At 70.7% G+C, this 10,703-nt stretch carries 10 protein-coding genes; 6 read left to right on the forward strand and 4 right to left on the reverse strand.

What is annotated here, in order from left to right:
* Positions 1-36: 36 nt before the first annotated feature.
* From ACFU6K_RS17945 to ACFU6K_RS17955, 3 genes are all read right to left on the reverse strand, one after another.
* On the reverse strand, positions 37-456 hold the full coding sequence (locus ACFU6K_RS17945) for an I66 family serine proteinase inhibitor (RefSeq protein WP_380664067.1): 420 nt from the start codon (positions 454-456) through the stop codon (positions 37-39).
* A gap of 148 nt (positions 457-604) precedes the next feature.
* Positions 605-796 (reverse strand): DUF397 domain-containing protein, encoded by a 192-nt coding sequence (locus ACFU6K_RS17950; RefSeq protein ID WP_074000925.1) that lies wholly within the window; start codon positions 794-796, stop codon positions 605-607.
* Positions 797-807: 11 nt separating this feature from the next.
* Positions 808-1,656 (reverse strand): helix-turn-helix domain-containing protein, encoded by an 849-nt coding sequence (locus tag ACFU6K_RS17955; protein ID WP_380664069.1) that lies wholly within the window; start codon positions 1,654-1,656, stop codon positions 808-810.
* 241 nt (positions 1,657-1,897) lie between these two features.
* Here ACFU6K_RS17955 and ACFU6K_RS17960 point away from each other — a divergent pair, with 241 nt between their 5' ends.
* The 4 genes from ACFU6K_RS17960 (at position 1,898) to dnaE (ending at position 7,449) form a co-directional block, all read left to right on the forward strand.
* Positions 1,898-2,263 carry an ATP-binding protein gene (locus ACFU6K_RS17960; RefSeq protein ID WP_380664071.1) on the forward strand — a complete coding sequence of 122 codons (366 nt, stop codon included), beginning with the start codon at positions 1,898-1,900 and terminating at the stop codon, positions 2,261-2,263.
* A complete protein-coding gene (locus ACFU6K_RS17965) occupies positions 2,263-2,523 on the forward strand; it encodes a hypothetical protein (RefSeq protein WP_380664073.1) in 261 nt (86 codons plus the stop codon). Before ACFU6K_RS17960 ends, ACFU6K_RS17965 begins: the two co-directional genes overlap by 1 nt.
* 155 nt (positions 2,524-2,678) lie before the next feature.
* Positions 2,679-3,776, forward strand: coding sequence for a hypothetical protein (locus tag ACFU6K_RS17970; protein ID WP_380664075.1), 1,098 nt, complete (start codon positions 2,679-2,681; stop codon positions 3,774-3,776).
* Between the two features lie 139 nt (positions 3,777-3,915).
* Entirely contained in the window at positions 3,916-7,449 is a 3,534-nt protein-coding gene (gene dnaE, locus ACFU6K_RS17975) for a DNA polymerase III subunit alpha (RefSeq protein WP_380664077.1), read from the forward strand.
* Between the two features lie 48 nt (positions 7,450-7,497).
* On the opposite strand, the gene ACFU6K_RS17980 is transcribed toward dnaE, so the two are convergent.
* Positions 7,498-8,385, reverse strand: a complete 888-nt coding sequence (locus ACFU6K_RS17980; protein WP_380664079.1) for a LysR family transcriptional regulator — start codon at positions 8,383-8,385, stop codon at positions 7,498-7,500.
* Between the two features lie 142 nt (positions 8,386-8,527).
* Here ACFU6K_RS17980 and ACFU6K_RS17985 point away from each other — a divergent pair, with 142 nt between their 5' ends.
* Both ACFU6K_RS17985 and ACFU6K_RS17990 read left to right on the forward strand, forming a co-directional pair.
* Positions 8,528-9,415 (forward strand): dihydrodipicolinate synthase family protein, encoded by an 888-nt coding sequence (locus ACFU6K_RS17985; protein WP_380664081.1) that lies wholly within the window; start codon positions 8,528-8,530, stop codon positions 9,413-9,415.
* 103 nt (positions 9,416-9,518) lie between these two features.
* A complete protein-coding gene (locus tag ACFU6K_RS17990; RefSeq protein ID WP_380664083.1) occupies positions 9,519-10,550 on the forward strand; it encodes an aspartate-semialdehyde dehydrogenase in 1,032 nt (343 codons plus the stop codon).
* The last annotated feature ends 153 nt before the right edge of the window (positions 10,551-10,703 follow it).

Consider the following 10,703-nt stretch of genomic DNA (forward strand, 5'->3'; position numbering starts at 1 on the left):
GGCCGACTTCCCGCGCTGGAGGGGGCGAGGGTCGGATCAGCGGCCGATGCGGGCGAAGGTGAAGGCGGTGGAGCCTTCGAGGGCGGGGATGACCTCGATCCGGCTCTGCCGGCCGGGTTCGAGGACGGTCCACGAGGAGCCCTGGGGGGACTTGATCCGGTACGTGTCCGGGACGCCGTCGACGGGGATCAGCTCCCACTCGGGGGCGTCGCCCTGGTCGAGGAGGAGGGAGACCAGCGGGCCGGCGGGCTTGAGGTCTTCCACGGCGGTCGGGGCGCCTTTGGCGTAGAGCCGGTAGTGGTTGTTGGGGTAGGCCTCGACGACCCAGACGGCGTCCTGGTCGTCGGTGTTGGCGAAGACGGCCTTGGGGGAGAGGTCCAGGGCCTCGTGACGGGCGCGGCCGATCCGGGCGTCGCCGCTCTGGATGGTGTAGAGACCGGACTCCAGCTGGGCCATGACTGTCATTCCTTCGCGATGCGGGCGAGGTGCAGGACAGTTGTACGTGCTCGGAGGAAGCCGGGGGAGGGGCCTCGGCACGCCGTCACCTGAACGAGCTACGCCCCCTCGCCCGGGGCGGGCGAGGGGGCATGGATGGTGTGGAGTGTCAGGCGTGGTGGTCGAATTCGCCGGCCTTGACGCCGAGGAGGAGGGCGGCGAGGGCGGTAGGGGTGCTGCGGATGGTGAGGTGCCCTTCGTCGGATTCGCGGAGTTCGACTGCCCAACCCACCGTACGGACCTCCACACAGTTCTCGACGTTGCCGCTGAAGGAGGACTTCTGCCACTCGGTGTCGGTCATGTCGGGCCCTTTCACAGGTTTCGCGCGATCTTGCGAATCAAGTCGCGGGAGTCATCCTCGCTCAGCGCCGATGCTTCGGTGCGTTCGAAGATGGCCCGGTAGCTGGCCAGCTCGCTGACGGCATCGAGGTATTCGGGACCGTGGGAGGACTCCCGTTCAACGGTGTCGAGTTCAGGGACCGCACCGAACGAGTACGTGAGGTTCTCGGCGGGCCCGGGAAAGGTCTCGATGTCGAACGGGACCACGCGAATGGTCATCCAAGGCAACTCGGAGTCTTCGAGCAGGGAGGAGAGCTGTTCCTTGAGGATCGGCGTGCCGCCGAACCGCGTCCACAGTACTGATTCGTAGATGAAGAAGGTCAGGGGCTTCGGACTGCGACGCAGTTCGGCCTTGCGCTGCATCCTGAACGCGGTGCGGGCCTCCAGCTCGTGTTGAGGCAGCGGAGGAAAGACGCGTCCAAAGACAGCTGAGGCGTAGTCGAAGGTCTGGCAGGGGCCGGGCATGTGGGTGAGAAGCCACAGCATGAGTTCACGGGAGGTCTTCTCAAACTCTGCGTTCTCAAGGACGCCGTCCGGGACAGCGCCTCGATGCTTCTCCCACCAGCCCTTGGAGCGGTCCCGGACCATGGCTTCCAGAGCCTCGATCAAGGGCGGGTTTATGCACTTGCAGGCTGCCGCGAAGGACCGGAGTCGGTCCACGTTTACGCTGGTCTTTCCGTTCTCCATCTGTGTCACTTGGGCAGCGCTCACGCCAAGTGCACGAGCGAGCTGGCTGCCACCGAGGCCGGATTGCTCGCGCATCTTCCGTAGCTCGGCGCCCAGGCGGCGCTGACGAAGGGTTGGGTTCTGGCGACCAGGCATGGTGACAGTCTGCCTCGCCAGCACGCGATGGGGCCATCTGTCCCTCGGGAGAGGGAACTTCGGCAGAACAACCTAAAATTAAGTAGTTCCTGCGTTATGGTCGATGTCACATCGGTCCGACGGATCGTCAGTAACGCCTGCTAGCAAGCACCGCAGAGCAGCCATGTCCTTCTCCACGGCCTGGCTCACGGCGACACATGTTCCGCCGGTTCCCCCTCACTCACGCCTCGGGAGAACTCCCATGCGTCAGATCAACACCCCCACCATCGCGGTCGCGCGGCAGACCCTCCGCAACACCATGACCCGCGTCGGCTGGTCCGCCTCGCCGATCTTCGACGCGCAGCTCGCGCTCTGCGAGCTCCTCGTCAACGCCTGGCGGCACACCGAAACCCCCGCGCCGCTGGTCGAGATCATCTCCGAGGGGGACGTCCTCCGCGTCTCCGTCACGGACGAGAGCCCCGTCCTGCCCTCCAGCCCGCCGCTGTCCCTGCTCGCCGAGTCCGGCCGGGGCCTCCAGCTCGTTGCCGCCCTCACCCACGGCTGGGGCGTCGACCCCCACGAGCGCGCCAAATCCGTCTGGTTTGAGCTGCGGAAGGGCACCGTCTGATGATCTACCGCCCCGGCCGTCACCCGATGCTGCCGACCGACCCCCGGATCCGCTACTACACCGAGGACCACGTCCACTCCCTCCTGGAGGAAGTCGTGGAGCGGGGACGCGAGTTCGGCCTCATCTTCCCCTCGATCGGCACCGACCGGACCATGGACGGCCGCGTCCTCGTCCGCTTCAACACGGCGCCGGCCTCAACTCTCCTCAACCTCCTCACCCTGCTCCTCGACGCCGAGCGCAGGACCGCGTGCGATACCTGATTGGGACGGCCTTCGCCGTCCTCCTCGCCCTCGCGATCTCCACGGTCGCCCTGGGCGTCGTCACCGCCCTCCGCGCGGCCCCGCCGCCCGACCAGGACGCCTGACCCCGCCAGCCCCCGCCGCCCCGCGCCGGGGGCTGCGGCACGATGGACCCCATGCACAGCGACCACTACGCGCCGCCGACCACCCTCCTCGGCCTCCTCCAGCGCGGCCGGGGACAGGGCGCGCGGATAGCCGCCGAGGATCCGGCGTCGGTCGCCGAGTTCGTCCACGGCTGCATCCGCTGGGACTGGCGCTGGGACTCGCAGGTGGACGACCGACACCTCTACCTGGCCCGGCTGATCCGGGACCTGGAACTCCCGCTCGGGCCCGTGGTCGAGATGGCGACGGCCCAGGACGAGGACACCCGCGACCGGGCCACCGGCGTCCTTGAACTGCTGGTGCTCGCCGGTTCGGCGGAAGCCCGGGCGGCGCTGCCGGACTTCGTACCGGAGGAGGACGAGCCGCCCGCGCGTCGCCCGGTGCGGCGGCCGGATCCGTACCCGGAGCGGGACAGTGCGAGCCTGCTGGCCCTGCTGCGCGATCCGGTGGCGCCCGAGGGCGCCAAGACCTCCGCTCTCGTGGCCCTCTCGCTCCGCCCGCCCGAGCCCGCGCTGATCCAGCTGGTCCCCGGCCTCGGCGCCGCCGACGGCACCCGACCGCTGCCGCTGCTGGGCAAGGCCGTCGAGCGGCTGGCCGGGCAGGCCGTGCCGGCGGCCCGGGAGTGGGCGGCTGCGGAGCAGGCGTGGCTTTCCGGGCTCGGCCACGAGGTGCTGGCCGCCCACGGTGGCGAGAGCGACATCCCGGCCTTGATCGCCGAGTTGGAGCGGCGGTGGGTGGACCGGTCCTGGTGCGGCCCGGACGATCTCGCGCGCGGCCTCGCCCGCTTCGGCCCGGAGGCGGCCGGCGCCGTCTCCCTGCTGCGCCGTTTCTGGCTCTGGACCCCGCACTCGTACGAGCGCGCCGACTACCTGGAGGCGCTGGCGGCGATGGGGGCCGCCGGCACGGCCGAGGCGTACACCGAGTCGCTGTGGGACTGCGAGGCGCGAGCCCGGCTCCTCGCCGTCGAGCACGCCCCCGACCGGCCCGGCGTACGCGACCGCCTGGCCCGTCTGCGGGACGATCCGATGGAGGAGCCGGAAGTCCGTGAGGCCGCCGGGGCACGACTTGCCGGGACCACTCCGGGCGGACCGGTCGGTCGCCCCGGGGGCTAGAGTGGACGCGTGAACGTGTGAGTGATGGTCCGGGCCCCGCGAGGCGCTCCGGGCCACCTCCATTTCCAGGGGTAAAACCCTGTGACCTGCACGTTCGCCGGACCGCCAGATCAGCACCAGAGCCTCCGGAGGCCCCGCCTTGAGCGACCAGCCGTTCGCGCACCTGCACGTCCACACCGAGTACTCGATGCTGGACGGTGCCGCCCGGCTGAAGCAGATGTTCAAGGAGGTCGAGCGCCTCGGTCAGACCCACGTGGCCATGACCGACCACGGCAACATGTACGGCGCCGCCGAGTTCCACCGGCAGGCGACCGACGCGGGCATCACCCCCGTCATCGGCATCGAGGCGTACGTCGCCCCGGAGTCCCGCTCGAACACCAAGCGCATCCTGTGGGGCCAGCCGCACCAGAAGCGGGACGACGTCTCCGCGTCCGGCGCGTACACCCACAAGACCATCTGGGCCCGGAACAAGGAGGGCCTGCACAACCTCTTCAAGCTGACCTCGCGCTCGTACTCCGAGGGCTGGCTGGTGAAGTGGCCCCGGATGGACAAGGAGCTGATCGCCGAGCTGTCCGGCGGCCTGATGGCCACCACCGGCTGCCCCTCCGGCGAGGTGCAGACCCGGCTGCGCCTCGGCCAGTTCGACGAGGCGCTGAAGTCCGCCGCCGACTACCAGGACATCTTCGGCAAGGACAACTACTTCCTGGAGCTGATGGACCACGGCCTCGACATCGAGAAGCGGGTCCGCGACGGGCTGCTGGAGATCAGCCGGAAGCTGGGCATCCCCCCGGTCGTCACCAACGACTCGCACTACACCACCGAGGCCGACGCCGGGGCGCACGACCTGCTGCTCTGCGTCCAGACCGGCAAGAACCTCTCGGACCCGGACCGCTTCCGCTTCGACGGCACCGGTTACTACATCAAGTCGGCCGCTGAGATGTACGCCCTCGACTCCTCGGACGCCTGGCAGGAGGGCTGCCGCAACAGCCAACTCCTCGTCGCCTCCCGGGTCGACACCGAGGGCATGTTCAAGTTCAAGAACCTCATGCCGCGCTTCCCGATCCCGGAGGGCTTCGAGTCCGAGGCGGACTTCTTCAAGTCCCAGGTGTGGAAGGGCATGGACTGGCGCTTCCCGAACGGGTACGACGAGGAGCACAAGAAGCTCGCCGAGTACGAGATGGACACCATCATCCAGATGGGGTTCCCGGCGTACTTCCTCGTGGTCGCCGACTTCATCATGTGGGCCAAGAGCCAGGGCATCGCGGTCGGCCCCGGCCGTGGTTCGGCGGCCGGTTCGCTGGTCGCGTACGCGATGGGCATCACCGACCTCGACCCCATCCCGCACGGCCTGATCTTCGAGCGCTTCCTCAACCCCGAGCGCATCTCGATGCCCGATGTCGACATCGACTTCGACGAGCGCCGGCGCGGCGACGTGATCCGCTACGTGACCGAGAAGTGGGGATCCGACAAGGTCGCCATGATCGTCACGTACGGCACCATCAAGGCGAAGGCCGCCATCAAGGACTCCTCGCGGGTCCTCGGCTACCCGTACGCGATGGGCGACCGGATCACCAAGGCGATGCCGCCGGACGTGATGGGCAAGGGCATCCCGCTCTCCGGCATCACCGACTCCTCGCACCCGCGCTACAGCGAGGCCGGCGAGATCCGCGGGCTGTACGAGAACGACCCGGACGTCCGGAAGGTCATCGACACCGCGCGCGGCATCGAGGGCCTGATCCGCCAGCCCGGCGTGCACGCCGCCGGCGTCATCATGTCCGCCGAGCCGCTGACCGACCACATCCCGGTCTGGACCCGGCACACCGACGGCGTCACCATCACGCAGTTCGACTATCCGACTTGTGAGGGCCTCGGCCTCCTCAAGATGGACTTCCTCGGCCTGCGCAACCTGACGATCATGGACGACGCCGTCAAGGCGATCGAGAAGAACAAGGGCGTCAAGATCAACCTGCTTGATCTGCCCCTGGACGACAAGCCGACCTACGAACTCCTCGCCCGCGGCGACACGCTCGGCGTCTTCCAGCTCGACGGCGGCCCCATGCGCTCGCTGCTGCGCCTGATGAAGCCCGACAACTTCGAGGACATCTCCGCCGTCCTGGCGCTGTACCGGCCCGGCCCGATGGGCGTCAACTCCCACACCAACTACGCGCTGCGCAAGAACGGCCAGCAGGAGATCACCCCGATCCACCCGGAGCTGGAGAAGCCCCTGGAGGAGGTGCTCCGGCCGACGTACGGCCTGATCGTCTACCAGGAGCAGGTGCAGAAGGCCGCGCAGATCCTGGCCGGCTACTCGCTCGGCCAGGCCGACCTGCTGCGCCGCGCCATGGGCAAGAAGAAGAAGGAGATCCTGGAGGCGGAGTTCGTCCCCTTCCAGAAGGGCTGCCGCGAGCGCGGCTACTCCGACGCGGCCATCCAGGCCGTGTGGGACGTCCTCGTCCCCTTCTCCGGCTACGCGTTCAACAAGGCGCACACCGCCGGCTACGGGCTGGTCTCGTACTGGACCGCCTACCTCAAGGCCAACTACCCGGCCGAGTACATGTCCGGGCTGCTCACCTCCGTCAAGGACGACAAGGACAAGTCCGCGGTCTACCTCAACGAGTGCCGCAAGATGGGCATCCAGGTGCTGCCGCCGGACGTCAACGAGTCGGACTCGGACTTCACCCCGCACGGTGACACCCTGGTCCGGTTCGGCCTGACCGCCATCCGCAACGTCGGCGGGCCGGTCGTCGACTCGATGATCCGGACCCGGAAGGCCAAGGGGAAGTTCGCGTCCTTCCCCGACTTCCTGGACAAGGTGGAGTCGGTGGTCTGCAACAAGCGGACCGTCGAATCGCTGATCAAGGCCGGCGCCTTCGACTCGCTCGGCCACACCCGCAAGGGCCTGAGCGCCCAGTTCGAGCCGATGATCGACAACGTCGTCGACGTGAAGCGCAAGCAGGCGGTCGGGCAGTACGACCTCTTCGGCGGCGACACCGCCTCCGAGGAGCCGAGCTTCGGACTGGACGTCGTCTTCTCCGAGGAGGAGTGGGAGAAGTCCTTCCTGCTCACCCAGGAGCGGGAGATGCTCGGGCTGTACGTCTCCTCGCACCCGCTGCACGGCATCGAGCACGTGCTCGCCGACAAGGCGGACTGCGCGGTGGCCGACCTCGCGGAGCGGCCGGACGGGACGATCGTCACCATCGGCGGCATCATCTCGGGCCTCCAGCGGAAGATGACCAAGCAGGGCAACGCCTGGGCGATCGCGACCGTCGAGGACCTGGCGGGCTCGATCGACTGCATGTTCTTCCCGGCCAGCTACCAGCTGGTCTCCTCGCAGCTGGCCGAGGACGCCGTCGTCTTCGTGCGCGGCAAGCTGGACAAGCGGGAGGACGTGCCGCGGCTGATGGGGATGGAGCTGTCCGTCCCCGACCTGTCGAACGCGCACGCCGAGGCGCCGATCACCATCCTCATCCCGAGCGGGAAGGTCACCCCGCCGCTGGTGGCCCGGCTCGGCGAGGTGCTCGGGAGCCACCGGGGCACCACCGAGGTGCGGGTGCGGCTGGAGGGCCGCGACAAGACCACGGTGCTGCGGCTCGACCGGCACCGGGTGAAGTCCGACCCGGCGCTGTTCGGGGACCTGAAGCAGCTGCTCGGGCCGAGCTGCCTGGCGGGCTAGGACGGGAGCCGAAGGCCCGGGCGTTTCCGCGTACGGGGGCGGGGCCTGTCAGGCCCCGCCGCCGAGGCCCGGGGGGACGGCCGTGTGCAGGGCCGAGACGAAGGCGGAGATGGCCGGGTGGGAGCCGGCGCCGGCGCGGAACGCGGCGCGGGTGCGGCGGTACATCGGCAGGCGGGTGAGGACGACGCCGGGCGGGAGGCCGGCCGTGCCCAGCTGGGGGACCAGGGCGACGCCCTGGCCGGCCGCCACCAGGGCCAGCACGGTGGTGAAGTCGTCGATCTGGTGCCGGATGCGGGGCGCGAAGCCCGCCGCCTCGCAGGCGCGGACGGCCATGGTGTGGCAGAGCGTGCCGGGCGAGGACATGATCCACGGCGCGCCGCGCTGCTCGGCGACGGTACCCGGGACGCGGGCGGCCAGGTACATGGGCTCGGTGAAGACCGGACGGGTGACCGCCAGGCCCGGCTCCGGGTCGGTCGGGACGAGGTCGTACTCGTGCACCAGCGCCACGTCCAGCTCGCCCGCCCGCAGTGCCGCGCCGACGGCCGCCGGGTCCACCTCGGTGACCATCGGCTCCAGCCCCGGGTGCCAGCCGGCCAGCTCCGCGAGCACCGCCGGGATGATCGCCCGGGCCGCCGAGGGGTAGGTGCCGATCCGCAGCGGACCGGCCAACCCCCGCTTGGCGTGGGCGAGTTCGGCGCCGGCCTGCTCCAGTAGGGCGAGCACCGCCTCGGCGTGCCGGACGAGGTTGCGCCCGGCCGGGGTGAGGGTGACCCGCCGCCCGGTGCGCTCCAGCAGCGGGACGCCCGCCTCCTTCTCCAGGACGGACAGCTGCTGGGACACCGCCGAGGGGCTGAAGGAGAGCGCCTCGGCGACGGCCGCGATGGTGCCGAGGTGGGCGAGTTCGCGCAGCAGGCGCAGGCGTCGGACGTCCAGCATCCGTCCAGGCTAGGGCCTGCTCTCGCACTCGCGTCCGCGGGGCGTTCGGGGGCAGGCCCTGGCCGAGCATCGGCTGAGCTTACGAGAAGCGTCGGAAATGTGAACTGGACCTGGGCGATCGGCGGGCCGCAGGATCGTGGGCATGGAACTCAAGGGCATCCACGTCCCCCTGATCACCCCCTTCGCCGCCGACGGCTCCGTCGCCCTCGACGCGTTGGAGAAGCTCGCGCACGAGGTCCTGGACGCCGGGGCGGCCGGGCTGGTCGCCCTCGGCACCACCGGCGAGCCGGCCGCGCTGACCGCCGGGGAGCGGGACGCGGTGGTCGACGTCGCCGCGGCCGCCTGCGCCGCGCGGGGGGCGCAGCTGACCGTCGGCGCCTCCGGCGGCGACACCCGGACCGTCGGCGAGGCGCTGGCCGCGCTCGACGCGCGGGTGCCGGGGGCGGCGGCGCTGGTCACCACGCCGTCCTTCGTCCGGGCCGGCGAGGCCGGGACGGTAGCGCACTTCCGGGCGCTGGCCGCGAGTAGCCCGCTGCCGCTGGTCGTCTACCACATCCCGTACCGCACCGGGCAGCAGCTCTCCACCGCCGCGCTGCGCGAACTCGCCGCGATCGAGGGCGTGGTGGGCGTCAAGTACGCGACCGGCGGGCTGGACCAGACGGCCGCCGAGCTGCTCGCCGACGCCCCCGAGGGGTTCGCCTTCCTGACCGGCGAGGACGCCTTCCTCTCGCCGATGCTGGCGCTCGGCGCGGCCGGCGGCATCCTCGCCTCCGCGCACCTGGCGACCGCCCGGTTCGTCGAGCTGACCGAGGCCTGGCAGGCCGGGGACGTGGCGCGGGCCCGGGCGCTCGGGCACCGGCTGACCGGGCTGGCGCTGTCCGCCTTCACGGCGCCGAACCCGACCGTGACCAAGGGCGTGCTGCACGCCCAGGGCCGGATCCCGACCCCGGACGTGCGGCTGCCGCTGCTGCCGGCGGGGGAGGCGGAGGTCCGCGCCGCGCTGGCCCTCGCCAGTGGTCTGGACCACTAGTTGCGCTCTCACGTCGTGGAACGCCAGGTCGTACGACGCCCGTGACAAGGCATGATGGGCGGAGTGCGGCTGTGAACAGCACCTTTCAGAGGAGTACTCGGAGATGAAGATCGGCATTGTCGGTGCCACCGGCCAGGTCGGCGGCGTGGTCCGCGAGATCCTGGCGGAGCGCAACGTTCCGGTGGAGCAGCTGCGGCTGTTCGCCTCGGCCCGCTCGGCCGGGCGCACGCTGCCCTGGCAGGGCACCGAGGTCACCGTCGAGGACGCGGCCACGGCCGACTACACCGGCCTGGACATCGTGATCTTCTCGGCGGGCGGCTCGACCTCCAAGGCCCTGGCCCCCAAGGTCGCCGCGGCCGGTGCCGTCGTGATCGACAACTCCTCCGCCTGGCGCCGCGACCCCGAGGTCCCGCTGGTCGTCTCCGAGGTCAACCCGGAGGCCGTCGCGGACCGCCCCAAGGGCATCATCGCCAACCCGAACTGCACCACCATGGCCGCCATGCCCGTGCTGCGCCCGCTGCACGAGGAGGCCGGCCTGGCCGCGCTCGTCGTCTCCACCTACCAGGCCGTCTCCGGCAGCGGTGTGGCCGGCGTCGCCGAGCTCCAGGACCAGGCCGCCAAGGTCGTCGAGCTCGGCGCCGCCGCGCTCGCCCACGACGGTGCCGCCGTCGAGTTCCCGGAGCCCAAGGTCTACCAGCGGCCGATCGCCTTCAACGTGGTGCCGCTGGCCGGCTCCCTCGTGGACGACGGCTCCAACGAGACCGACGAGGAGCAGAAGCTCCGCCATGAGAGCCGCAAGATCCTCGGCATCCCGGAGCTGAAGGTCTCCGGCACCTGCGTGCGCGTCCCGGTCTTCTCCGGCCACTCGCTGCAGATCAACGCCCGCTTCGAGCGCCCGATCAGCCCCGAGCGCGCCGTCGAGCTGCTCACCGGCGCCCCCGGCGTCGAGCTGTCCGACATCCCCACCCCGCTCCAGGCCGCCGGCCAGGACCCGAGCTACGTCGGCCGCATCCGGGTGGACGAGACGGTGGACAACGGCCTGTCGCTGTTCGTCTCGAACGACAACCTGCGCAAGGGCGCCGCGCTGAACGCCGTCCAGCTGGCCGAGCTGGTCGCCGCCGAGCTCAAGGGCTGAGCGCCTCAGGGCTCAAGGGCTGAGCGCCCCGGGCCCAAGGGCTGAGCGCCCCCGGGTGAACCCCGCCGGCCGGGCGCCGGCGGGGTGAACCACCGGCCGGGACACCCGCCGGACCACCGCCGCGTGACCTCGGGCGGGCCCCGTCGTTGTACC

Source organism: Kitasatospora sp. NPDC057512, from assembly GCF_042802135.1.
Taxonomy (GTDB): Bacteria; Actinomycetota; Actinomycetes; order Streptomycetales; family Streptomycetaceae; genus Kitasatospora.

Coding starts and splice junctions, on each gene's coding strand:
- ACFU6K_RS17945 (WP_380664067.1), bottom strand. CDS start 456: ATGGCCCAGCTGGAGTCCGGTCTCTACACCATCCAGAGCGGCGACGCC.
- ACFU6K_RS17950 (WP_074000925.1), bottom strand. CDS start 796: ATGACCGACACCGAGTGGCAGAAGTCCTCCTTCAGCGGCAACGTCGAG.
- ACFU6K_RS17955 (WP_380664069.1), bottom strand. CDS start 1,656: ATGCCTGGTCGCCAGAACCCAACCCTTCGTCAGCGCCGCCTGGGCGCC.
- ACFU6K_RS17960 (WP_380664071.1), top strand. CDS start 1,898: ATGCGTCAGATCAACACCCCCACCATCGCGGTCGCGCGGCAGACCCTC.
- ACFU6K_RS17965 (WP_380664073.1), top strand. CDS start 2,263: ATGATCTACCGCCCCGGCCGTCACCCGATGCTGCCGACCGACCCCCGG.
- ACFU6K_RS17970 (WP_380664075.1), top strand. CDS start 2,679: ATGCACAGCGACCACTACGCGCCGCCGACCACCCTCCTCGGCCTCCTC.
- ACFU6K_RS17980 (WP_380664079.1), bottom strand. CDS start 8,385: ATGCTGGACGTCCGACGCCTGCGCCTGCTGCGCGAACTCGCCCACCTC.
- ACFU6K_RS17985 (WP_380664081.1), top strand. CDS start 8,528: ATGGAACTCAAGGGCATCCACGTCCCCCTGATCACCCCCTTCGCCGCC.
- ACFU6K_RS17990 (WP_380664083.1), top strand. CDS start 9,519: ATGAAGATCGGCATTGTCGGTGCCACCGGCCAGGTCGGCGGCGTGGTC.